This window comes from Microbispora siamensis (genome assembly GCF_016863095.1).
GTDB lineage: Bacteria > Actinomycetota > Actinomycetes > Streptosporangiales > Streptosporangiaceae > Microbispora > Microbispora siamensis.
In genome coordinates this window covers 115,853-139,194 of the sequence record NZ_BOOF01000034.1, presented here as the reverse complement: position 1 = coordinate 139,194, position 23,342 = coordinate 115,853, and the positions used below count along the sequence as shown (strand labels likewise).

The 23,342-nt window shown below is 70.1% G+C and carries 23 protein-coding genes; 14 read left to right on the top strand and 9 right to left on the bottom strand.

Annotation, left to right across the window (positions count from 1 at the left end; translation table 11 throughout):
• Positions 1-66 precede the first annotated feature (66 nt).
• Positions 67-708, bottom strand: coding sequence for a helix-turn-helix domain-containing protein (locus tag Msi02_RS28140; protein ID WP_204051052.1), 642 nt, complete (start codon positions 706-708; stop codon positions 67-69).
• 98 nt (positions 709-806) lie between these two features.
• On the opposite strand from Msi02_RS28140, the gene Msi02_RS28135 reads away from it, so the two are divergent.
• From Msi02_RS28135 to Msi02_RS28115, 5 genes are all read left to right on the top strand, one after another.
• Positions 807-2,045 (top strand): acyl-CoA dehydrogenase family protein, encoded by a 1,239-nt coding sequence (locus Msi02_RS28135; RefSeq protein WP_204051051.1) that lies wholly within the window; start codon positions 807-809, stop codon positions 2,043-2,045.
• Positions 2,042-2,785, top strand: a complete 744-nt coding sequence (locus Msi02_RS28130) for an SDR family NAD(P)-dependent oxidoreductase (RefSeq protein ID WP_204051065.1) — start codon at positions 2,042-2,044, stop codon at positions 2,783-2,785. The genes Msi02_RS28135 and Msi02_RS28130 overlap by 4 nt, the downstream gene beginning before the upstream one ends.
• A 149-nt stretch (positions 2,786-2,934) precedes the next feature.
• Positions 2,935-3,981, top strand: a complete 1,047-nt coding sequence (locus Msi02_RS28125) for an amidohydrolase family protein (RefSeq protein ID WP_204051050.1) — start codon at positions 2,935-2,937, stop codon at positions 3,979-3,981.
• 78 nt (positions 3,982-4,059) lie between these two features.
• Positions 4,060-5,217, top strand: a complete 1,158-nt coding sequence (locus tag Msi02_RS28120; RefSeq protein ID WP_204051049.1) for a lactate 2-monooxygenase — start codon at positions 4,060-4,062, stop codon at positions 5,215-5,217.
• A gap of 229 nt (positions 5,218-5,446) precedes the next feature.
• Positions 5,447-6,121: a GAF and ANTAR domain-containing protein gene (locus tag Msi02_RS28115; protein ID WP_204051048.1), complete on the top strand. Its 675-nt coding sequence runs from the start codon at positions 5,447-5,449 to the stop codon at positions 6,119-6,121.
• Positions 6,122-6,139: 18 nt separating this feature from the next.
• On the opposite strand, the gene Msi02_RS28110 is transcribed toward Msi02_RS28115, so the two are convergent.
• The 4 genes from Msi02_RS28110 to Msi02_RS28095 all read right to left on the bottom strand — a co-directional run bounded on the left by Msi02_RS28110 (position 6,140) and on the right by Msi02_RS28095 (position 9,098).
• The gene (locus Msi02_RS28110; RefSeq protein ID WP_204051047.1) at positions 6,140-6,526 is read right to left on the bottom strand and encodes an STAS domain-containing protein; all 387 of its coding nucleotides are present in this window, start codon (positions 6,524-6,526) and stop codon (positions 6,140-6,142) included.
• A 180-nt stretch (positions 6,527-6,706) separates the two neighbouring features.
• Entirely contained in the window at positions 6,707-7,984 is a 1,278-nt protein-coding gene (locus Msi02_RS28105) for an MFS transporter (RefSeq protein WP_239108770.1), read from the bottom strand.
• A gap of 40 nt (positions 7,985-8,024) precedes the next feature.
• Positions 8,025-8,489 carry a MarR family winged helix-turn-helix transcriptional regulator gene (locus tag Msi02_RS28100; protein ID WP_079318927.1) on the bottom strand — a complete coding sequence of 155 codons (465 nt, stop codon included), beginning with the start codon at positions 8,487-8,489 and terminating at the stop codon, positions 8,025-8,027.
• A gap of 183 nt (positions 8,490-8,672) precedes the next feature.
• Positions 8,673-9,098, bottom strand: coding sequence for a nuclear transport factor 2 family protein (locus Msi02_RS28095; RefSeq protein WP_204051046.1), 426 nt, complete (start codon positions 9,096-9,098; stop codon positions 8,673-8,675).
• Positions 9,099-9,311: 213 nt separating this feature from the next.
• On the opposite strand from Msi02_RS28095, the gene Msi02_RS28090 reads away from it, so the two are divergent.
• The 3 genes from Msi02_RS28090 (at position 9,312) to Msi02_RS28080 (ending at position 13,800) form a co-directional block, all read left to right on the top strand.
• Positions 9,312-11,657, top strand: coding sequence for a serine/threonine protein kinase (locus Msi02_RS28090; RefSeq protein ID WP_204051045.1), 2,346 nt, complete (start codon positions 9,312-9,314; stop codon positions 11,655-11,657).
• 31 nt (positions 11,658-11,688) lie between these two features.
• Entirely contained in the window at positions 11,689-12,585 is an 897-nt protein-coding gene (locus Msi02_RS28085) for a hypothetical protein (protein WP_204051044.1), read from the top strand.
• A gap of 78 nt (positions 12,586-12,663) precedes the next feature.
• Positions 12,664-13,800, top strand: coding sequence for a mechanosensitive ion channel family protein (locus Msi02_RS28080; protein ID WP_204051043.1), 1,137 nt, complete (start codon positions 12,664-12,666; stop codon positions 13,798-13,800).
• A 58-nt stretch (positions 13,801-13,858) separates the two neighbouring features.
• Here Msi02_RS28080 and Msi02_RS28075 read toward each other — a convergent pair whose 3' ends face one another.
• On the bottom strand, positions 13,859-14,164 hold the full coding sequence (locus tag Msi02_RS28075) for a DUF6401 family natural product biosynthesis protein (protein ID WP_204051042.1): 306 nt from the start codon (positions 14,162-14,164) through the stop codon (positions 13,859-13,861).
• A gap of 156 nt (positions 14,165-14,320) precedes the next feature.
• On the bottom strand, positions 14,321-15,334 hold the full coding sequence (locus Msi02_RS28070; protein ID WP_204051041.1) for a LacI family DNA-binding transcriptional regulator: 1,014 nt from the start codon (positions 15,332-15,334) through the stop codon (positions 14,321-14,323).
• A 399-nt stretch (positions 15,335-15,733) separates the two neighbouring features.
• Here Msi02_RS28070 and Msi02_RS28065 point away from each other — a divergent pair, with 399 nt between their 5' ends.
• Together Msi02_RS28065 and Msi02_RS28060 are read left to right on the top strand one after the other, a co-directional pair.
• Positions 15,734-17,191: a GH1 family beta-glucosidase gene (locus tag Msi02_RS28065; RefSeq protein ID WP_204051040.1), complete on the top strand. Its 1,458-nt coding sequence runs from the start codon at positions 15,734-15,736 to the stop codon at positions 17,189-17,191.
• A 130-nt stretch (positions 17,192-17,321) separates the two neighbouring features.
• Positions 17,322-18,131, top strand: coding sequence for an SAM-dependent methyltransferase (locus Msi02_RS28060; RefSeq protein ID WP_204051039.1), 810 nt, complete (start codon positions 17,322-17,324; stop codon positions 18,129-18,131).
• Positions 18,132-18,209: 78 nt separating this feature from the next.
• Here the strand turns inward: Msi02_RS28060 and Msi02_RS28055 are convergent, their stop codons facing one another.
• A complete protein-coding gene (locus tag Msi02_RS28055) occupies positions 18,210-19,412 on the bottom strand; it encodes a globin domain-containing protein (RefSeq protein WP_204051038.1) in 1,203 nt (400 codons plus the stop codon).
• 73 nt (positions 19,413-19,485) lie between these two features.
• Entirely contained in the window at positions 19,486-19,914 is a 429-nt protein-coding gene (locus Msi02_RS28050) for an RrF2 family transcriptional regulator (RefSeq protein ID WP_079318935.1), read from the bottom strand.
• Between the two features lie 93 nt (positions 19,915-20,007).
• On the opposite strand from Msi02_RS28050, the gene Msi02_RS28045 reads away from it, so the two are divergent.
• From Msi02_RS28045 to Msi02_RS28030, 4 genes are all read left to right on the top strand, one after another.
• On the top strand, positions 20,008-20,574 hold the full coding sequence (locus tag Msi02_RS28045; RefSeq protein WP_204051037.1) for a cysteine hydrolase family protein: 567 nt from the start codon (positions 20,008-20,010) through the stop codon (positions 20,572-20,574).
• A 77-nt stretch (positions 20,575-20,651) separates the two neighbouring features.
• Positions 20,652-21,308, top strand: coding sequence for a protein-L-isoaspartate O-methyltransferase family protein (locus Msi02_RS28040; protein ID WP_239108769.1), 657 nt, complete (start codon positions 20,652-20,654; stop codon positions 21,306-21,308).
• Positions 21,309-21,567: 259 nt separating this feature from the next.
• Positions 21,568-21,819: a hypothetical protein gene (locus Msi02_RS28035; RefSeq protein ID WP_204051036.1), complete on the top strand. Its 252-nt coding sequence runs from the start codon at positions 21,568-21,570 to the stop codon at positions 21,817-21,819.
• A 10-nt stretch (positions 21,820-21,829) separates the two neighbouring features.
• Complete coding sequence (locus Msi02_RS28030; RefSeq protein ID WP_204051035.1) at positions 21,830-23,215, top strand: WD40 repeat domain-containing protein; 1,386 nt, start codon at positions 21,830-21,832, stop codon at positions 23,213-23,215.
• The last annotated feature ends 127 nt before the right edge of the window (positions 23,216-23,342 follow it).

Here is a 23,342-nt window from a genome sequence, read left to right as displayed (position 1 = left end):
GACACATCGTCAAGCGGTTTGGTGACACTGCCGAGACGCGTCCGATCTCGGGCTCTTGTGGCGGTCTCAGGGGCGCTGCTCGCGTTCGGCGAGGAGGCGGGCGGTCTCGTCGGAGACCTCGCTGGCGAGGACCGCCGAGACCACGTCGATCAGGTGGCTCGTGAACAGGCGGTCGTCCCGGGCCGGGGGGCCGCTCGCCCGGCGGGCCAGCTCGACGTACGTCATGCGGATCGCCATGAAGCGCTGGTGCAGGCGTACGGCGGCCTCGGGGAGCAGGGGGGCGACCAGTTCCCGCCAGCGGTCGACGCTGCCGCCGCCGTCCTCGGGGAGGCTGGGCGGCATGCGGTGGACCAGTTGCTCCATGACGCGCAGGTAGTCCCGCCCGCCGTCGGGGTCGGCCAGCTTGGCGGCGGCCGGGCGGACGAGCGCGGCGGCGAGCGAACGCAGGGCCTCGGCCCGAGGCAACGGGCCGCGTGCCTCGTACTCGTCCAGAAGCTGGTGGCGCCGCGCCTCGATCTCCGGCCGGTGCTTGGCGAGCACCGCCTTCAGCAGCCCGGCGCGGTCGCCGAAGTGGTACTGCAGCGCGGTGGAGTTGCGCTGCCCGGCGGCGGCGTTGATCTCGCGCAGCGACACCGCGTCGATGCCGCGCTCGGCGAACAGGCGCTCGGCGGCGTCCACGAGCCTCCGGACCGTGGTCTCCGCCGGCATCGCGCCTCCCTTGTCGCTCGTACGGTCGAAGGATACGGTATTTCAGGCGATCGCATTATTCGACACGTCAGTCGCATTATCGTGCCCGAGGGAGGATCATGGCCATCGACTTCACGCTCGCCCCCGAGCACGAGGAGATACGCGGGCGGGTGCGGACGTTTATCCAGGAGACGGTGATCCCGGCGGTCAAACCGTTCGAGGACTCCGAGGAGAAGGTCCTCACCCGCGAGGAGTACCTGCGCACCATCTTCGACCTGCGCCGCAAAGCCAAGCAGGAGGGGCTCTGGCTGCCGCACATGCCCAAGGAGTGGGGCGGCATGGGCCTCGGCCACGTCGAACTGGCCATGGTGCAGGCCGAGGCGGCCAAGACCAGGCTCGGCCCGTGGGTGCTCAACTGCGCGGCCCCCGACGAGGGCAACATGCACACGCTGCTGCACTGGGGCACCGACGAGCAGAAGGAGCGCTACCTGCGCCCGCTGCTCGACGGCGTGAAGATGTCGTGCTTCGCGATGACCGAGCCGGAGGTGGCCGGCTCCGATCCCACGCTCATCCGTACGAACGCCGTGAAGGACGGCGACGAGTGGGTGATCAACGGGCACAAGTGGTTCATCTCCAACGCCCGCAGGGCGAGCTTCGCCATCCTGATCGCCAAGACCGAGTTCGACCTGCCGGAGGGCGCCCGAGGCGCCAACACCGCGTTCCTCGTGGACCTGCCCGCCGACGGCTGGAACGACGTACGCGAGATCGAGACCATGCACGGCTCGACCGGCCACAGCGAGATCGTCATCACCGACCTGCGCCTGCCGGACTCCGCCGTGCTCGGCGGGCGGGGCAACGGCCACCGGCTGGGCCAGTACCGCCTCGGCCCGGCCCGGCTGGCGCACTGCATGCGGTGGATATCGCAGGCGGAGACGGCTCTCGACATGATGGTGGGCAGGGCGCTGGACAGGTTCAGCCACGGATCGCTGCTCGCCGACAAGCAGGGCGTGCAGTGGATGATCGCCGACTCGGCCATGGAGCTCTACCAGTGCAAGCTCATGGTCCTGCACGCCGCCTCGAAGATCGACAAGGGTGAGGACTTCCGCACGGAGGTCTCGATGGCCAAGCACTTCGTGGCGAACAGCCTGAACCGGATCGTCGACCGGGCCATCCAGGTGCACGGGGCGCTCGGCTACTCGACCGACACCCCGCTGGCGCACATGTTCCAGCACGCGCGATGGGCGCGCTTCGCGGACGGTGCCGACGAGATCCACCAGATGCGCATCGCCGAGCGCACCATCGAGGCGTACCGGGCCACCGGCTCGACCAGGGCCGCGACGGGAGGACTGCCGCTGTGAACACCGACGACATCTCCGGCAAGGTCGCGCTCGTCACCGGGGGTGCGGGCGGCATCGGCGCGGGGGTCGCCCGCCGCCTGGCCGCGTACGGCGCGCACGTCGTGCTGGCCGACGTCGACGCCGAGGCCGGGGCGCGCACCGCCGAGGAGATCGGCGCCGCGTTCGTGCGGACCGACGTGTCGCGGCTGGAGGACAACCAGGCCGCGGTCGCGCTCGCCGTCGAGCGGCACGGGCGGCTCGATCTCGCCTTCCTCAACGCGGGCGTCGCCTCGGGGTTCGGGCTCGGCGAGGACTTCGACCTCGCCCGCTACCGCCGCGTGATGGGGGTCAACCTCGACGGCGTCGTCTTCGGCGTGCACGCCGCGCTGCCGGCGATGCGGGCCGGGGGCGTGATCGTGGCCACCGCGAGCATGGCGGGGATCGTGGGCATCCCCTCCGATCCCGTCTACGCGGCCAACAAGCACGCGGTCGTCGGGCTCGTCCGCTCGCTCGGCCCGCAACTGGAGCCCTTCGGCATCCGGGTGCAGGGGCTGTGCCCGTCGTTCGCGGACACGGCGATCCTCGACGCCGAGGCCAAGGCGCTGCTGGACGAGATGAAGTTCCCGATCCTCGACGTCGAGACGGTCGTCGACGCGTTCTTCTCGCTGCTGGCGAGCGAGGGCACCGGGGAGTGCTGGTTCGTCGTGCCGGGCCGCGAGAGCCAGCCCTTCGCCTTCCGCCGCGCCCCCGGCCCCCGCTGATCGGCCGATGGCCGCGGCGTAAGCAATGCTGCTCCCACTCAGTGGAGGCCTCAAAGTGTATCGGTGATAACGAGCATGTAGTTCCGCCGTTATTAACGCTGATACGCTAATTCTGGTTCCAGTGGAAACAGAACGCTGAGGAGCATCGCATGTCCGACCGACTGCGGATCGTCGCAGTGGAAGAGCACGTCGTCCTGCCCGCGATCATGGAGGCGTGGTCGCGGGCCGGGGTGCCGGAGCTGCCGAACCTGGGGTTCGGGGACAGTCCCGTCGCCCGGCGACTGCGCGACACCACGGAGACGAGGCTTGCGCACATGGACGACCAGGGGATCGACGTGGCCGTGCTGTCGATCTCGTCACCGGGCGCGCAGAACCTGCCTGACGCGGATGCGGTCGCCGTGGCCCGCGACACCAACGACCAGCTTGCGGAGATCGTGGCCGGCAACCCCGACCGGTTCCAGGCGTTCGCCGCGATCCCGACCCAGTCGCCGTCGGCCGCGGCCGCGGAGCTGGAGCGGGCGGTCACCGAGCTGGGCTTCCCGGGCGCCATGCTCTACGGGCGCACCGGATCCAAGCTCGCGGACGACCCCGAGTACGACGAGCTGTACGCCGCCGCGGAGCGGTTGCGAGTTCCCCTCCACTTCCACCCGCAGATGCCTGTGCAGGCGGTGATGGACGCCTACTACTCGAACATCGGTCCCATCGGGACCGCGCTGGCGGGGCCTGCGATCGGCTGGTACTACGACCTGGGCGTGCAGTACCTACGGATGATCTTCTCCGGCGTCTTCGACCGGTACCCCGATCTCCAGGTGATCGCCGGCCACTGGGGAGAGGTCGTGCTCTTCTATCTCGACCACACCGGATTCTTCGCCGACGCCGGTGGCCTGGCCCGCCCTCTCGCCGACTACTTCACGCACAACTTCTGGGTCGCCGGCAGCGGCACCGTCAGCCCCCGCTACCTCCGCTGGACGGCCGAAGTCGTGGGGACGGAACGGATGCTGTACTCCACCGACTACCCCTTCACCTACGGGTTCCGCCCCGGCGGTTTCCCCTTCGTGGACACCAGCACCGGCGTCGCCCGTTCCTTCCTGGAGAACGCCCCCTTCACCGACGAGCAGAAGGCCGACATCGCCCACCGCAACTGGGAACGCCTCACCTCCCGCGCCGCGAACCCCCACCCGGCGCGCGGGGCGTGATGATCGGTTCCCGATAATGTGTTCGCCGGAAGCCGCCGGGGGCGACGGCCGGGTGGAAGCGGAGCGAGGGCGAGCGCGATGAGCTGGGCGGACTTCCAGTACGAGATCTATCTCAACGGCATGACGGGGGCCGTGCCCCGGCTGCCGACCGACCTGAACCTGCTGGAGGAGATGGCCGAGCGGCGGCTCGGCCCGGGGCCGGTCGGCTACGTCGCCGGCAACGCGGGCAGCGGGCGCACCGAGCGCGCCAACCGTGAGGCGCTCGACCGCTGGCGGATAGTGCCGCGGATGCTCCGCGACGTGCGTGAACGCGATCTGTCGGTGACCGTGCTGGGCAGGCGCCTCCCCGCGCCGCTGGCACTGGCGCCGATCGGCGTGCTGTCGATCATGCATCCGGAGGCCGAGCGGGCCGCCGCCCGCGCGGCCGCCGCGACCGGCGTGCCCTTCGTCCTGTCGTCGGCCTCCAGCACGCCGATGGAGGACGTCGCGGCGGCCATGGGGGACGGCGAGCGGTGGTTCCAGCTCTACTGGGGCAAGGACCGCGAGGTCACCCTCAGCTTCCTCACCCGGGCCAGGGCGGCGGGGTTCACCGTGCTGGTCGTCACCCTCGACACGCCGCTGCTGGCCTGGCGGCCCCGCGACCTCGACCAGGCATACCTGCCGTTCCTGCGCGGTGTCGGCACCGCCAACTACTTCACCGACCCGGCGTTCCAGGCCGGGCTCGCCCGGCCCGTGCACGAGGACCCGAACGCCGCCGTCCTGCACTTCGTGGGGATGTTCGGCGACCCGGGCAAGACGTGGCCCGACCTCGCGCTGCTGCGCGAGCACTGGGACGGCCCGATCGTGCTGAAGGGCGTCCTGCACCCCGACGACGCCCGCCTGGCCGCCGACGCCGGAATGGACGGCGTCGTCGTCTCCAACCACGGCGGACGCCAGGTCAACGGCTCGATCGGGGCGGCCGACGCCCTGCCGGCCGTCGCCGACGCCGTGGCCGACCGGCTCACCGTGCTGTTCGACGGCGGCATCCGCACCGGGGACGACGTCGTCAAGGCGCTCGCGCTCGGCGCCAGGACCGTGCTGCTCGGCCGCCCGTACGCGTACGGACTGGGCCTGGACGGCCAGGCGGGGGTGGAGCACGTGATCCGCTGCGTGCTGGCCGAGACCGATCTCACCCTGGCCCTGTCCGGCTGCGCCGGGCTCGCCGCGCTCACCCCGGACCTGCTCACCCGGATCTGACCCGGCCCTCGCGTGGTCGACCCCCGGGTCGCTCGGAAATTCCGCTGCCCCGGGGGCCTCCGCTCGGCATGACGGCGTCATGGTGCGGGCATGGTCCGAATGAGCCACTCGGAGCCGTCGCAGCCGAGGGGTGGTGAGGTGTGTGGCCGTCAGGGATGCGAGTGGGGGCAACGGGCGAGGTCGGCCGTCTTCGGCCTTCACCGGACACGCCGCCGACGACGAGCTCGCCGTGAAGCTGAGCGATCTCGCGCGAACCCTGCAGGACGAGGACACCGCCCAGGAGACGCTGGACGCCATCGTCGGCGCGGCCGTCGACACGGTCCCCGGCGCGCAGCACGCGGGGCTGACGGTCGTCATCCGCCGCCGCGAGGTCGAGACCCAGGCCGCGACCGGCGACCTGGTCCGGGAGGCGGACAGGGCGCAGTACGAGACGGGCGAGGGACCGTGCCTCGACGCCACCTACAAGCACAGGACGGTGCGGCTGTCGGACATGACCCAGGAGAAGCGATGGCCGGAGTTCACCCGGCGCGCCGTCGATCTCGGCGTGAAGAGCATGCTCTCCTTCCAGCTGTACGTCCACAAGGGCAACCTGGGCGCCCTGAACCTGTACTCATGTGAGAAGAACGCATTCGACGACGCATCCGAGCATGTCGGCCTGCTGTTCGCGGCCCACGCGGCGGTGGCGATGTCGGGAGCGCGGCAACAGGAGCAACTGAGGCACGCGATGGCCGTCCGCGACCTCATCGGCCAGGCGAAGGGCGTCCTCATGGAACGCCACAAGCTGACCGCGGACCAGGCGTTCTCCCTGCTCGTACGCGCCAGTCAGCAGACCAACACCAAGCTGGTCGACGTCGCCGAGTATCTGGTGGACACCGGGGAGCTGCGCACCGGTGGAGACCGTTGACCGGCCGGCGGCGCGGAATCAGCCGTGCGGCCGCCGCGGACCCGGCAAGAGCGGCGGGAGCGCGGCCAGACCGAAGGTCTCGAGCAGGCCGACGATCTCCAGGACTCTGTGGGCGATGCGGCTCGGCTTGATCAGCGTGAGGCGGCATCCCACCTCGGCCGCGGCGGTCTGGCTCATGAGTAACGCACGTACGCCGGACGCGTCGAGAAAGGTGACCCCCGCGAGGTCGACCTCGATGCGGCTCGGCCGCTGCCGCCGCAGGACCTCGAGGACGCCGCCGTACAGTTGCCCGGACGTGCTTATGTCGATCTCACCGCACGCGATGATCCGCGTCATCCCCGCCCACGCACACGCGGCGGGTGGTTCCTGCGCGGGAGGAAGAGCGGAGGGGACTTCGGGACCCATTCGGTACTCCCGTGGTCGAGGCCGGCCGCATCCCCTCACTTCTGAAGGCCACGACCAGCCCACACATGAGTAACCACAACCGGGCGGGCCATACCATTCCCGCACCCGCGGCAAAACAATGGGAAAACCGCACGGGCCCCGCCGGGGACCGCCGTGCCGCGGCCCCCGATGGCGCGTCGATCAGGTGGCCGAGCCGAGGTCCTCGGCCAGGGCCTCCTCCTCCAGTTCCTCCCGCCGCGCGAGGGCCGGGCCGGCGGCGGCCATCTCGGCCGCCTGGGCGCGCTCGGCCTCGCCGAGCTGCCGATGGGCGGTGGTGAGGACGACCGCGCCGAGGAGCACGGCAGCGGCCCCCATGTAGAACGGCGCGTGCCGGCTGTCGAAGTGCTCGGCGAGCTTGCCCGCGACGAAGGGCGCGAGGCCGCCGCCGATGAACCGGATGAAACCGTACGACGCGGAGGCGATGGGCCGCTCCACCGGCGAGATGGTCATGACCGCCTGGGTGGTGACGGTGTTGTTGACGCCGATGAAGACGCCGGCCACGATCACGCCGCAGATCACGGCGATCCGGTTGTCGGTGAACAGGGCGATCACCAGGATGTCGATGCTGAACAGCACGAGGTTGGCGTACAGCGTGCGGGCGATGCCGAAGCGGGCCTGCAGCCGCGGGGCGCCGAAGACCGAGAAGATCGCGACGAGGATTCCCCAGCCGGTGAAGACGAGGCCGAGCTGGTGCTCGTCGAGCTCCATCGGGTACGGCGCGTAGCCCAGCACCGTGAAGAAGCCCCAGTTGTAGCAGAGTGCGGTCAGGCCCAGGATGAGCAGGCCGCGGTGGCGCAGGGCCTTGATCGGGGCCGCGATGCCGGTCTTCTTCGCCGGCGTGGGCGTGGGCCGCACCAGGGTGACGGTGGCGATCAGCGCGATCGCCATCAGGACCGCGACGCCGTAGAACGGGCCGCGCCAGCTGATGCCGCCGAGCACGCCGCCCAGCAGGGGGCCGACCGCGATGCCGACGCCGAGCGCGGTCTCGTACAGGATGATCGCACCGGCGAAGCCGCCGCTGCTCGACGCGACGATGACGGCCAGCGAGGTGGCGATCAACAGGGCGTTGCCGAGGCCCCATCCGGCCCGGAAGCCGACGATGCCGCCGATGCTGCCGGACGTCCCGGCGAGGGCGGCGAACACCACGATCAGGGCGAGGCCCACGATGAGGGTGCGCTTGGCGCCGATCCGGCTGGAGACCCACCCGGTCACCAGCATCGCCACGGCGGTGACGACCAGGTAGCTCGTGAACAGCAGCGACACCTGGCTGGGCGTGGCGTGCAGCTTCGCGCTGAGGGCGGGCAGGATCGGGTCCACCAGCCCGATCCCCATGAACGAGATCACGCAGGCGAAGGCGACGGCCCAGACCGCCTTCGGCTGCTTGAAGGGGTTGGAGACGGGGGCATGAGCAGAGCTCACCGGACCTCCTGGAAATAAGCGAGGGGGAGCTCCCTGGTCCCTACTCGTCCGCCGTGCCCTCGAGCAGGCGCCGGAGCAGGGGGAGGAACTCGCCGGCGACCCGCGTCAGCTCGCGCAGCTCGCCGGGGGACAGCGTGCCGAGCATCTCGGTGAGCCGCTCTCTGCGCCGCCGGCGCCGCTCGGCCAGCAGCGCCCGGCCGGCGTCGGTGACGCTGACCCGCACCGCGCGGCCGTCGAGGTCGTCGACCGCCCGGCACACCAGGCCTTCGCGCTCCAGGCGCTGCACGAGCTGGGTCATCGACGGCTGGGTGACGGACTGCTTCGCGGCCAGGACGCTCAGCCGCTCCGGGCCGTTGCGGTCCAGGTAGGACAGGGTCGTCGCGGCCGTGAGGCTGAGGTCGCTCTGCGCGGACAGCCGCCGTACGGCGAGCACCGCGAGGTCGTCCAGGACGGCCGCGACCGCCTGGGACTCCTCAGGGGGATCGGCGCTCGGGGTGACGGACACAGGTGTTCCTCCGGACGGGAACCGAATTTACATAGGAAGCTTATACAACTCTCCGGATTGTCCCGCATCGCCCCCACCTCGCCCCCACGTCGCACCGGCTTCGGCGGGCGAACGAATACGTCGGCGACGGGCACCCCGCCGCCGACGTTCCCCTGCACGAACAGGGCCGGCCCTTGGGTCCGGTCAGCCGCGCCTGGCGGGCGGCCAACCGTAACCCCAGCCGCCCTGGGCCATCGTCTGGAAGGCCCACCCGTCCTCGGTGCGCACCAGCAGGTCGCCGTAGCGCATGCTCTCCCGCCGGCCCTCGACCGTCATCGTCGCCGTGGTCTCCACGAACACGAGGTTGGGGCTGAGGAAGTGCGGCGTCCGCACCGACTCCATGTCGAGCCCCGCCGTTCCGCCGCCCATGGCCTCCCGCATCGCCTCGACGTACTCCTCGCGTGTCCACTGCCGTACGGCCGCGAAGCCGCCCGGCACGTCGGTGGCCAGGTTCATCGGGAAGACCGCGAGGTCGGCGAGTTGCTCGATCGCCCCCTGCTCGGCGAGCGCGTCGTATTGGGCGAACCAGTCCTCGACGCTCTTCACTTCCTCGCCGCTCGGCTCATACACGAAATATGCCCCTTTCTGCCGTACGCCGTACCGTACAGCATGCGAAGAGTCGGTGCGAGTCGGTGCGGCACTCGGGCGGGAGCTATCCGGAGTGTCGTGGCGTACAGTAACGAGACGAATCCTGTGCGTGGTAAAACTTTGGTCTTCGTCGTTGTTCCGGTCTGGTGAGGGGTCCCGGGACCCCATCAGCCGGACGCTTTCCTGGAGATGGCCATGGAGATGGGGCTGGGCGGCTCGGCGGCCGACACGTTTCCCACGCGGCCCGAGCTGCAGCGGCTACTGCCCGGGTATCGACTGATCTGCCGGCTCTCCCAGACGCCCATGAGCGAGGTGCACCTGGCGGAGGAGGTGGGCCTCGCCAACCGCAGGGTCGCCCTGAAAGTCCTCAACCCGAGCGTGTGCGATCAGCCGAGCTTCCGGGAGCGTTTCCACCGTGAGGTGAAGAGTGCGGCGCGGCTCGGCCACCCCAACGTCATCCCGATCCATCAGGCGGGTGAGGCGGGCCCACTGCTCTACCTGGTCATGCCGTACGTCGAGGGCACCGACCTGGCCGGGCTCCTGCGTGCCGAGGGCCCCCTCGGCCTGGCCAGGACCGCGCGGATCATCCGCCAGGTCGCCGCCGCCCTTGACGCCGCGCACGGCAAGGGCCTGGTGCACCGGGACGTCAAACCGCACAACATATTGATCGACCGTGACTCCGGACATGTGTACCTCTGTGACTTCGGCATCGCGAAGCACGTGGCGGACGAGACGTCGTCGGCCGGGCAGTTCATCGGCACGATCGACTACGCCTCGCCCGAGCAGATCCAAGGCCGCAAGGTCGACGAGCGGACCGACGTCTACTCCCTCGGCTGCGTCCTGTACCAGTGCCTGACCGGACGCAGGCCATACCCCGAGCCCGTCCCCGTCTCGGTGATGTGGGCCCATCTCCACGCGCCGCCGCCGCGGGTGACTGATTCGTGTCCGAATCTGGACAGCCGCATCGACGACATCGTGGCCACCGCGCTGGCGAAGGAGCCGGACGACCGCTTCGCGGGGTGCGCCGAACTGGCCGCCCGGCTCGCCGAGCTCGTCGGCGCCATGCCGGGGCCGGACCTTCCTGCGCCACCACCTCCGCCGCCGGGGAGCCGCGGGCGGCGCATTCTGGCGATGCTGGTGGCGACGGTGCCGGTGATCGCCATCGGCGTGATCGTGTATGTGGTGAACAGGGACGACCTCGCTTCGGCCGCGCTGGCGCGCGTCCCGAAGTCGCTACAGGCGACCTGTGCCCGCGCCGGCACACGTGGTGGATTTCCCGGGGCGGACATCTCGCTGAGCTGCCGTGACGGCTCCGGCGACGAGGTGGTGTTCGGCCTGTTCGACACGGCGGCGGACATGGACGAGGCGTACGAAGCCGCCGTACGCGAGGCCGGTGTCGTCCGGGGCAGCGGGGACTGCGCATCGGCCGACACGGGCGAGCACCGCTACCCCGGGGTCGGGCCCCCGAAGGGGCGGGTCCTGTGCCGGACGGCGGGCGACGCCAGGTCCCTGATCTGGACCGACACCGCGGCGAGGACCGTGGCGCGCGCCGGCATGTCGAAGGGCGCAGAGCCGGGCCTGCCCCGTACATGGTCCGCTCTCCTCGGCGAGCCGCCGTTCCCGACCAGGGACGAGAGGTCGCTGATCGACGACATGGAGGCGAAGGGCTGCAAGCGCGTCGAGCCCGGCGACCTGGACAGGTATCCGGAGGCGGTGGCGGGAGTCGAGTGCGATCCGGGCGCGGGTGCCACCGCGGTCTCCTACTATCGCTTCACCGACCTGCCCGCGCTGCGGCGCGCCTACGACGAGCGTGCGGGCAGGATCCGGGCGCCCTACGGCATCTCCTGCGCGACCAACCCGCGCGGGTTTCTCGGCAGCAACCGGTACGACCACAAGAGTGTGGAGATCGGCGGCGTGCTGTGCCATCCGGAGGCAGGCGGCGGGTTCGCCGTCGAGTGGAGCGTCGAGCCGTTCCTCATTCTGGCCCGGGTGTCCGGTACGGACCCCCGCAAGCTGGCCGACTGGTGGAGCACGTCCGACACTCCCTCCATGGACAAGGTCGCGCGGGTCATCAACGCGCAGGCGCGACCCGCGTTCCCCACGGCCGCCGAGCAGGCCCTGCTACGGCACATCCCGGCGGCGTCGCGAGTCAATTGCGTACGCCCGTCGAAGGAACAGATAGCGACCAATGTGCGAGACGCGTCGATCGTCGGCGTGGTGTGCGGCCCCCTGCAGGACGTCGGCATCGTCTTCTACTACCAGTTCCCCGACAGGGCGTCGATGCAGCGGAACTACGCGCTCGATGCCGCGCAAAGCGAAACACCCTGCGACACGTATCCGAAGGACTTCGTCGGAGAGGGCGCGTACACCATCGACGGTGAATCCTCTGGTCGGCTGACCTGTAGAAGGAATGGCATCTGGTACAACCTCGTCTGGACCGACGAGCGGCTGAACATCGAGGCGTTCCACTTCAATGCCCCGAATCCCAGGAAGTTGATCGACTGGTGGCGCAAGGATGGAGGACTGGTCCAGGCGAGCTAGGGGAGCCGGGCAGTAGGTCTGGAGGATCGGCATGGGTGTGCTCGGCGGTTCGGTGACATACCTTTACTGGTCGGAGCGCCGCGTGCGGAGAACGCTCGAGGACAATGGCATCGACCTGCGCAAGTGGACGACCAAGACCACTACCCCTGACTTCGGCGGAATGCTTCCGCAGGTCGAGATAACCACCGCCGAAACGGTTCACCATCGCGCGAGACTGTCCGACCAGGTCGAGCGGGCGCTCGGCGAAACGATCGTCACGGACATCGAGAGCACTCCGCCCGGTGTCCGCTACGCACGGGGGCAGGGCTCCGTGGTGTTCGGCGAATTCGTCGGACCCGACGGGGGAAGCCAGAATCGAGCGATGATCTATACGGAGGCGGACGGCGATGGTTCCATAGGTGTCTGCTTGTTCGGCAGCATGACGAACTTCGCAGATCACGTCCAAGGTGCGGAGTGGACCTCTGGGTGGGGATGGACATCGTCGTCGGCGCCGGAGGTTCGCCGATTCCTTGAAGAGAAGTGCGCGCGGGGATTCGAGGGGCTCACGCGGGAGGAACTCGCCTTCCATGCCTGCCAGGTGGCGCGACACCAGGGGGGTCGTGACACGTTCCAGGCGTGGCGGCGCGGCTTCACGTACGGGGATATCGAGAGCAATGCCGAATGGGTGGCCGAGATCTTCTACGACGTGGATCTGTCCGAAACGAGATACAAGGACCTGACTCCCCCGAGCCGGATTCTGATCGGCGCTCCTTTGTGGATCCGCACTCCGCGTGCTCGCGATATCCGCCTCTATCAGGACTTCTCCCAAGAAGAACTGGAACTCTCTCACGTCGAGCGCCGGAGGGGAGCCGCTCTTCGTGCAGCCACGCGATCAGCGCTGCGTTCCCTGCTGACTCCGAAGGGTGCGGGGCGCAATCGGTCGCGTTAGCCGAGCGCGCGTATGAGACGCGGATCACGGGGTAGCCGTGGGCCCCGTACGTCGTGAAGGCTCTCAACGGGAGGACCCATGGCCGCTCCGGTCGACTGGGGAAGAGGAGTGGCCGACGCCTGGTCGTCGATCGCCACGTTCGTCCCCAAGTTCCTCGCATTCGTCGTCGTCCTCGTGGTGGGCTGGCTGGTCGCCACGGCACTGCGGAAGGCCGTGGACGCCGTACTCGAACGCGTCGGGTTCGACCGATGGGTCGAGCGCGGGGCAGTGGGGCGGGCGCTGGCGCGCAGCAAGTACGACGCGTCCGGCCTGCTCGCGAAACTCGTCTACTACGCGATCCTGCTGATCACGCTGCAGATCGCCTTCTCCGTCTTCGGGCCCAACCCCGTCAGCGACCTGCTCTCCGGAGTGGTGGCATGGCTGCCCAAGGCCGCCGTGGCGATCGTCATCATCGTGGTCGCCAGCGCCATCGCCAGGGCCGTCAAGGACATCGTCACCGCCGCTCTGGGCTCCCTGCCGTACGGCCGGACGCTGGCCACGATCGCGTCGGTGTTCATCATCGGCCTCGGCGTCATCGCCGCGCTCAACCAGATCGAGGTCGCGACCACCGTCACGACACCCGTGCTGATCGCCATCCTGGCCACCATGGCCGGCATCCTCATCGTCGGCGTCGGCGGCGGCCTGGTCCGGCCCATGCAGCAGCGCTGGGAGCGCTGGCTGAACCGGGCCGAGGCCGAGACCGACACCATCCGCGCCCAGGCAGCCGCCTACAGCAGGGGCCGCGCCGACGCGATGGAGACCGCCGCCGTGTCACGGGCGGAGCAGCCGCGGCAGCGGGTGGGGGCCTTCGCCCAGCCGGCCTCCGCCGCCTACCCGCAGAACACCGCGCAGTCTCAGAACACCGCGCAGGCTCAGAGCACCGCGCAGTCTCAGAGCACCGCGCAGCCGCCGAACACCCTGCAGGCGCAGAACGTCGCGCAGCCGCCGAACGGCGGCGGGAACACCCCGGGTGTGCAGGGCGGCGAGGGCGCGCGGGCGAGCCGGCCCGCGTACCCCGAGAGCACTCCGCCGGCCGCTCCGGGCGCTCCGACGACCCCCATTCCTCCGGCTGCGGGCACCTCGGGCGCCCCGATGCCGCAGGACGCGCCGGGTGAGGTGGCACGGCCCACCTCCCGGCCGAATCCCCCGGAGGAGCCGCCGTCGCCGCGCCGGTGAGCCCTTCGGTCGCGCGGGGCGTCCCTCAGCCGGAGGGGCGCCCCGCCGCTGTATGGAGTCAGGCCGGTTCGGCCGCGGCGTCGAGCATCAGGCAGACCGCGCTCATGCGCAGGGTGGGGAAGTCGAGCGGCTGGTCCGGTCCCGGTGCCCGCCAGCCCTTCTCCCGCGCGCCGTCCCAGTAGCCGATCAGGTAGGCGAGCAGGGAGACCGGCCCGACCCGTTCGCCCAGCTCCGCGATGGCGTGCTTGACGGCGGTCATGTGCTGGTCCAGCGAGGCGAGGACCCCCGGATGCTGGTGCCGCAGGTCCAGCACGCGCTGCGCGAACTCGGCACGGATGCGGACAGGCCAGGACTGCTCGGACACGGAAGTCCCCCGGAGGGTCAAGGGTGATGGGTGCCTCATCACGATAAGCGCCTCCGGAAGCACAACGATCCAGAACGCTCAGAGAGGGCGAAACCTCAATCGGAACGCCCGTCCGCGTCCGGCGGGGATGTCCGGCCCACGGGCGGGCTGAGGGGGTCAGAGCGGCGGCGTGCTGGAGCCGCGCACGACGAGTGTCGTCGGCAGGATCCGGGGCGGCGGGGCGTCCGCGCCGTTGATCATGGAGACCACCGCCTCGGCGGCGGCGGTGCCGAACCCGGCCTTGTCCTGGGCGACGGTCGTCAGGCCCGGCGGCACGAGCGCGGCCACCTCGATGTCGTCGAACCCGACCAGGGCGATGTCCTCGGGCACCTTCAGCCCGGCCTCGCCGATCGCGCGCAGCGCGCCGACGGCCATCTCGTCGCCCGCGACGAACACGGCGTCGGGCCGCTCGTCGGCCTCCAGCAGGCGGCGCATCGCGGCGTGGCCGCCCGACAGGTAGAAATCGCCCTCGACCACGAACTCGGGCCGGCGCGGCAGCCCCAGCCGGGACAGTTCGTCCTGGTAGCCCCGCAGGCGCTCGGCGCCGGGCCGCGTGTGCGCCGGGCCGGTGATCGTGGCGATGGCCCGCCGTCCCCGCTCGTGCAGGTGCCGTACGGCCAGGCGGGCGCCGCCGACGTTGTCCGAGGTGACGTACGTGGCGTGGGGGCCCTCGACGGGACGGTCGAGGCTGACGCAGGGCACCCCCGATTCGGACAGCCGCTGCAGTGAGGGATCCCAGGTGCCGCTGTCGATCATCACGACGCCGTCGAGGTTGTGCCTGCGCGCGGCGCGCACGTAGGCGTCCTCGGTCCTCTCCCCGCTCGTCGCGAGCATGAGGAGGTGATATCCCCGCCCGCTGAGCGCCGTCTTCAGGCCGATGAGGATTTCCTGGAAGAACGGGTGCCGCCAGCCGGGGCGGCGGTGGTCGGTGTCCCACACCAGGCCGACCATGAAGGATTTCTTGGTGGCCAGCGTGCGGGCGGACTCGTTGGGCAGGTAGCCGATTTGGCGGGCCGTCCGCAGCACCTGCTCCCTGGTCTTCGCGTTCACCACCTCAGGGTTGTTGAACACGCGGGAGACGGTCGCGGGAGACACGCCGCACAGGCGCGCCAGCTCTCTGATCGTTGCCACGGACCAAACGCTATCGCATCTCGCTGTAACCGGTTTCATGCAACCGGTTTCTCCAAAATAGGCAACCACCGGGAAGCCCGTCAACCAGTAATCGGAATTTCCTTCCGTCATGTTTTTGTGACTTGACAGTCTCCCCTTCTCTTATGTGTGATGGCGGGCATCGGCCGGCGCTTTCTCGTTGCCACGGGCTCGGCCGCGGTCGTGTCTCGCAGCCGCTTCCCTTTCTCCTGTGAGGGAGTTCAGGTGTCCGCTGCGGAACTCCGTCTGCCCGCGTGTGTGCCCGCCGTACGGCTCGGCGGGTCCCGCGGCCTTCGGGGGAACGGTTCCATCGCCCGCACGGCCGGCAGCCGTGTCCGGGCTGTTCACCCGAGCGGGCACGGAACCTGGAGCGAACAGGGAATGACGGCGACCGACGAACGCCTCGCCATGCCGCGGACCTTTCCCGCCGGCTTCGTGTGGGGCACGGCCACCGCGGCCTACCAGATCGAGGGGGCCGTCAGCGCCGACGGCCGGGGGCTCTCGATATGGGACACCTTCTGCCGGATGCCCGGCGCGGTGGCACGGGGCGAGTCGGGTGAGTTCGCCTGCGACCACTATCACCGCTGGCAAGAGGATGTCGATCTCATGAAAGACCTGGGGGCGGGGGCCTACCGATTCTCTGTTGCCTGGCCGCGGGTGCTGCCCGACGGCCGGGGACCGGTGAACCGGCGCGGGCTCGACTTCTACCGGCGGCTCGTGGACGCCCTGCGGGAGGGCGGAATCGAGCCGTACGTGACCCTCTACCACTGGGACCTGCCGCAGGCGCTGGAGGACCGCGGGGGCTGGCGGGTCCGCGACACGGCCGAGCGTTTCGCCGACTACGCCGAGGTGATGTACGACGCCCTCGGCGAATCGGTCTCGAACTGGATCACGCTGAACGAGCCGTACTGCTCGGCCATCGTCGGCTACGGCGAGGGCCGGCACGCGCCGGGCGCCAGGGAGGGGCACGGCGCGCTGGCCGCGGCCCACCACCTGCTGCTCGGCCACGGCCTGGCCGTCGCGCGCCTGCGGGAGATGGCCAGACCCGGTCAGCAGGTCGGGGTGACGCTCAACATGTCGCCGACCGTGCCGGTGACCTCCGCGCCGCGGGACGTCCAGGCCGCGCGGCGGATGGACCTGCTGGTCAACCGGCAGTTCACCGAACCGCTCTTCGGCGGGGCCTACGCCTCGGACATGGCCGAGACGTTCGGCCGGATCACCGACTTCTCCTTCCGGCGGGACGGTGACCTGGACATCATCGGCACGCCGGTGGACTTCCTCGGGGTGAACTACTACTACCGACTGCACGTGGAGGCCGCGCCGTACGAGGAGGCCGACCCCGCCCGGCGCTCGGCGTTCGACCTGGGCGTGCGCACCGTCACGCCGCAGGACGCGCGCACCAGCGGCCTGGGCTGGGTGGTGGAGCCCGAGGGGCTGTACGAGACCCTCGTCGGGCTGACCTCCCGCTATCCGGACCTGCCGCCCGTCTACATCACCGAGAACGGGTACGGCGACGACGGTGTGCTGGAGGACGGCGGACGCATCGACTACCTGCGCGACCACCTGGCCGCGACCTGCGACGCGATGACGGCGGGCGCGGACGTGCGGGGCTACTTCTGCTGGTCGCTGATGGACAACTTCGAGTGGGCCCGGGGCTACTCCGCCAGGTTCGGCCTGGTGCACGTGGACTACGACACCCAGGTGCGCACGCCGAAGGCCAGCTTCCACTGGATGCGCGACTTCATCGCCGACCCGGTCGTCACCGGACCTGTGACCACGGGTCCGGTCGACATCCTGGTCGCCGGCACCCCGAGGGGTGAGCGCCCGGCGGGGGACTGAGGAGCCCTCCGGGCTCCGGGTTGGCCGGCCGCGCCTCTGGCGCGTGCCGGTCAATTCGCCCTTCGATGCGCCTAATCCGGATTAATCGGCTACGTTTTGATCAACGTACGAGCGCATCAGGGCAGGACCAATGAACCAGGAGCAGGGCCCGCCGGGAATCGACGTGACGGTGCCCAGCGTCGCCCGGATCTACGACTACCTCCTCGGCGGCAAGGACAACTTCGCCGTCGACCGGGCGGCGGCCGAGAAGCTCATCGAGCTGACCCCGAACGCGCGTGAGGGCGTGCAGACCAACAGGCGCTTCATCCGCCGGGCCGTGACCCTCATGGCCCGGCAGGGCATCCGCCAGTTCCTCGACATCGGCGCCGGGCTGCCGACGCAGGAGAACGTCCACCAGGTCGCGCTCGGCGAAGCCCCCGACTCGCGGGTGGTCTACGTCGACAACGACCCGATCGTGCTCGCCCACGGCCGGGCCCTGCTGGCCGACAACAGCCAGACGATCGTCGTGGACGGCGACCTGCGCGAGCCCGAGGCCATCCTCGACGACCCCCGGATCAACGAGCACATCGACTTCGGCAAGCCGGTGGGCCTGCTCATGGTGGCCGTGCTGCACTTCATCCCCGGCACCGAGGACACCGAGCGCATCGTCGCCACGCTGCGCGACCGGCTCGCCCCCGGTAGCGCGATGGCCGTCAGCCACCTGTCGTACGGCGACCTCGACGAGGAGAAGATCCGCGAGGGACGCGAGCTGTACAAGAACACCTCCGCCGGGGCGGTCACCCCGCGGACCCACGCCGAACTGCTGCGGTTCTTCGACGGGTTCGACCTGGTGGAGCCGGGTCTGGTCGTGACCGAGGAGTGGCGGCCCGAGCCCGACGAGCCGAAGCTGCCGAGGATCCCCGGCGTGGACGGCTACGCCGGCGTCGGCCTGCTGCGCTGACCGGACCCGATGAGAGGGCCCTGTGAGAGGGCCCTGTGAGAGGGCCCGCCGCGGGCGAGCGGCGGGCCGGTCACCGGATCACGCGGCCGCGATCCACAGGTCGGGGCCGAACACCTCGTAGTGGATGCCGGAGGCGGGCACGCCCAGCTCGACCAGCTGCGCGCGCACGGCCCGCATGAACGGCAGCGGCCCGCACAGGCAGGCCACGACGTCTCCGGGCAGGTCGAGCGCCGACAGGTCGGCCCGGCCCACGGCGGCGACATGGTCGGCGGCGTGCGCTGCGTCACCCACCTGCGCCGGGGGCAGGTCCTCGTACCACCGGTGCAGGGTGGCGCCGGGCAGGGCCGCGACCAGGTCCGCGAGCTCCTCGCGGTGGACGTGGGCGTCCGGGGAGCGGTCGGCGTGCACGACCATCACCCGCCGGCTCGAACCGGTGGCGGCGAGGTGGTCGAGCATCGACAGGATGGGGGTGACCCCGATCCCCGCCGAGGCGAGCAGCAGCGGGCCGTCGCCCTCGGGCAGAGTCAGGTCGCCGAAGGGCGCGGAGACCGCGAGCACGTCACCGGCCCGGACATGTTCGTGCAGCCAGGCGGACACCTCGCCCTCGGGGGCGTCCTCGCCGCGCACCCGCTTGACCGTGATCCGCCAGTCGCCGCGCTCCGGGGCGTTCGACAGGCTGTACTGCCGGATCTGCCGCGCCCCGTCGGGCAGCGTGACCTGGACGCTGACGTACTGACCCGGCCGGAAGGACATCGGGGTGTCCGGGCGCAGGAGGAAGGAGGCGACGTCCGCCGTCTCGTCGCGCCGCTCGACCACGGTGGCCCGCGTCCAGCCCCGCCCCGCCTCGCGGTAGAGGTCGCGCTCCAGGCCGATCAGCGTCTCGGCCATTAGCCAGTAGACCTCGTCCCACGCCTGGGCGACCTCGGGCGTCACGGCGTCGCCCAGCACCTCGACGATCGCGCCGAACAGGTACTTGTGCACCACGGCGTACTGCTCCTCGGTGACGCCGAGGGAGGCGTGCTTGTTGGCGATCCTGGACAGCATCGTGCCGGGAAGCTCCCCCGGGCGCTCCACCAGCGCGGTCGCGAACGCGGCGATCGAGCCCGCCAGTGCGACGCGCTGCTCACCGTTGGCCTGGTTGCCGCGGTTGAACAGGTCGCGCAGCAGCTCCGGGTTGTCGGCGAACATCGTGTCGTAGAAGCGGGCGGTGATCTCCTGGATCGCGCCCGCGATCACGGGCAGGGTGGCGCGGACGGTCACGGCCGACTCGGGGGAGAGCATGGCATCCTCCAAATTGGTATCTGATGCGCAAATTAAACGTCGGGAACCTGCTAGTTCTTCCCATTTGTGCAGGTCAGGAGAGGCTGAGCAGCACCGGCCTCGACGACGAGGAGGCCAGTTGATCCACGGTGATCGGATCGAGGGAGGCGTAGAAGGCCTGCTGTGCCGCGCGCAGCGCGCCGCGCAGGCTGCAGACGGCCCGCAGCGGGCAGGGGATCTCCCCCTCGCAGGTGACGACCTCCTCCTCTCCCTCCAGTTCGCGGACCAGCCAGCCGATCGAGGCCGTACGGCCGAACTCGGTCAGCTCCAGGCCGCCCCCGCGTCCCCGGCGGGCCTCCACGACGCCGAGGTGCTGCAGGCGGGCGATGGCCTTGGCGGTGTGGTTGTAGGGGATCGCCATCGCGTCGGCCACCTGGCGGGTGGTGAGCGACGCCCCCGGTTCCAGGACCGCCAGGCGCATGGTGACGCGCAGGGCCAGGTCCGTGAACTTCGTCAACCGCACATTTCGACGCTAGCAAATCGGTATGTAGCACTCCAATTTGGGGTGCTTCGTACGGCACGGAAGTTGTCGGTGGCCGGTTCTAGGGTGGACCCCATGACGACCCTGGCTGATCGCCCGAACACCGCGCTGCTGGTCATCGACGTCCAGAACGGGGTGATGGAAGGCGCTCCCAACCGCGACGCCGTGATCGCGAACATCGACACCCTGGTCGGCAAGGCCCGCGCGGAGGACGTGCCGGTGATCTGGGTGCAGCACTCCGACGACCACGGTCTCCAGTGGGGCAGTGAGAACTGGCGATACGTGCCCGAGCTGGTCCGCCGGGATGCGGAGCCGCTCGTCCACAAGAGGTACGGCGACTCGTTCGAGGACACCGACCTGGAGGCGCTGCTCGTCGAGCGCGGGGTGGGCCGGCTCGTCGTCACGGGCGCCCAGACGGACGCGTGCATCCGCTCGACCCTTCACGGGGCCTTCGTCCGCGGCTACGACGTGACGCTGGTCGGCGACGCGCACACCACCGAGGACCTCACCGCCTACGGTGCGCCGGCTCCCGAGCAGGTGATCGCGCACACGAACCTCTACTGGCAGTGGCAGAGCGCCCCGGGCCGCCGCGCGGGGACCGTCGGCACGGCGGAGGTGACCTTCGCCGCCGACGCGGGCTGAGATTCCGGCGCGGCTGAGGGGGCATCACCGAGGGGGAGCGGGCCGCGGTGGGGGATGGCGCCGCTCCCCGTCTGAACGTGAGCGTGGTGGACGTGACCGCAGCCGCCTGTCCCGAAGACCTCGTCCGGGCCGTCCGGGCGGTGGGCGTGCGTGACGAGCGCCTGCTCCAGGCCGTGCGCTCGACCCCGAGAGCCGGTTTCGTCCCCACCGACCACATCGCCCACGCGTACGAGGACGTGCCGATCCCCATCGCGCACGGGCAGGTGACGACCCAGCCGTCGCTGTCGGCAACGATGATCGAGGGGCTGGGCCTCACCGGCCGGGAGCACGTGCTGGAGGTCGGCAGCGGCCTCGGGTATCAGACCGCGCTGCTCGCCCGCATGGCCGCCGACGTGGTCAGCGTCGAGTTGTGGCCCGACCTCGTACGCGGGGCACGCCGCAACCTGGCCCGGCAGGGCATCCGCAACGCCGAGGTGCTCGTCGGCGACGGGGGCCAGGGGGTGCCCGAGCACGCCCCCTACGACGCCGTCATCGTCTCGGCCGCCTTTCCCACGGTTCCCGCGCCGCTGGTCGAGCAGTTGCGGCTCGGCGGACGCCTGGTGCAGCCCATCGGCACGGGCGGCCGGGAGGAGGTCGTGCTGTTCGAGCGCACCGTCATCGGCCTCGAACCGCGCCAGGTCCTCACGCTGGCCCGCTTCGTCCGCCTCCACGGCCGCTACGGCTATCCGTCCTGACGGGAGATTCGCAGCAATTGGCGTAGGGCGGTTTTCATGGGTGATCTATTCGATTCGCGGCTCGTGCCGTAAGATCAGGCGCCTCTGTTTCATCGAGCTGATCGGGCCGTGATTGCGAAGAGTTTCCGCCACCCGTGACGGTGACGAAGAGGAGTCACCGCTCCGCGGATGTGGAAGTGCGGCGCTGATCGCCCTGGGATGCGGCGTCGGCGGACCCGTTCTGGACGCGTATCTCGTCGGAGGAATACAGCGGAACTGCGTGGGTGACCTCGATGCCCCGGAGAAGTTCGCGGGATTCCTGTGGCTGATGGAGAGGGTCCCGGTGTTCGGGGTCATAGCGTTCGTCTCCGTCCTTTCCGTCGTGCTGCTGGATGTCGCCTCGCGGAGATTCGCATTCCTCGGGTGGTGCCACTGGGGAAGGGCGCTCCTGCTGAGCTCGACCCCCGCGATCGCCGCGTCGGCCGTGATCGTCGTCCATGACGCCCACGCCGCGGGCCTGCGTCTTTGCTGAGGAGAAGGTGGTGGAAACCGAATCCGGCGACGCGGCGCCGCGTTTCCCGCGAAAATCACCCCGCGCGGTCCTCGTCGTCCTGGTCCTGACGGCCGGATTGGTGGTCACGGGTATCGCCATCGCATTCCACCGATATGAGAACACGTCGCGCATCGTCGCGGCCTACGAACTCGCTCTCACGGCCGCGGAACTGCGTGAACTCCGGCCGGAAGACGCGGCGTTGCTGGGCGCGGCGGCCGTGTCGATACAGCCGGACGAGGTCACCCGGGCGAGCCTGGCAGACACATTGTTCCTCGAACGCCGGAGCGCTTTCTCCGGCACCGTGAACGTGGAAGCGGTGGCGATAAGCGCCGACGGACGCCTGGCTGTCACGAGCGATCTCGAAACCGGCGTGAAGGTCTGGACATTGGTCTCCGGAATGAGCGTCGACGCGACCGACATCGCCGCGCTCAAAGGCCAGGAAGGCTGGGTGACGTCGATCGCCTTGACGCCGGACGGAAAGGTCGCGCTGACCGGCATCAGCGGCGGCTCCGTGATCGTCTGGGATCTGACCGATCCGCGCCACCCGGTCAAGGTCGCGAGCATCGTCGGCGATGTGCTCAACCAGGTCGAAGAGGTGGCGCTGAGCGAGGACGGGCGCACGGCGGTGGCCGGCACCGAGAACGGCGACGTGACCTTGTGGGATCTGACCAGGAAGTCCCATCCGGTCCGGTTGTCCGCGCTGCGCGCTGCGAAGTCGCGCGTCAGCGGTCTGGCGATGAGTGCCGACGGACGCACGCTCGTGACCGCGGCGGGAGGCAGCGGCATTGTGTGGGACGTCGCCGACCAGGCTCGGCCGGTTCGGCTGGCGACGTTGGACCGGCCCGGCTCCACCATCGAGGGCGTCGCGCTCAGCGCCGACGGACGCACCGCTCTGGTGGGCGGGCTGACAGACGTCGATCGGCGCAACGGGGCGCACGTGTGGGACCTGTCCACCCCGGCGAGGCCCGTTCACCTGGCGACTCTGCCCGCCCGCATGTCGGAGGTGTACAACGTGGCCCTGGCCGCGGACGGGAAGACCGCCATGACGAGCGGGTTCGGCGGACTGACGATGCTCTGGGACCTCCGGGACCGGTCGCGTCCGGTGCGGACGGCCACTCTCAAGGGGCCTGCCACGCTCGTGAACCGCGTCGCCATGGCCGCATCCGGGACGACGGCGATGATGGCCACACCGAGGTGGGGCGCTTTCATCTGGAACATCGCAGGGGTCGGCGAGGATCCGCTACGGACCTTCTGTGAGAGCCCGCGATATTTCCGCCACTTCGATCGGCAGTGGTGGGATCTCTGGATGGGCGGACATGCCTGGCCGTCCGTTCTCGATGACGCGAAGGACGTCGAACCGTGCTCGCAACTCTGACGGAAATCCGCCGGCCATTGCCGCCGATGCCTGGAGAAGGCGGAACCCGTAGTCGCCGGGCTGGCGTCTGCGACGCGGGATCGAAGGGCTGCGGAATCGGGAACATCCGAATGTCGGTTTTAGGTCA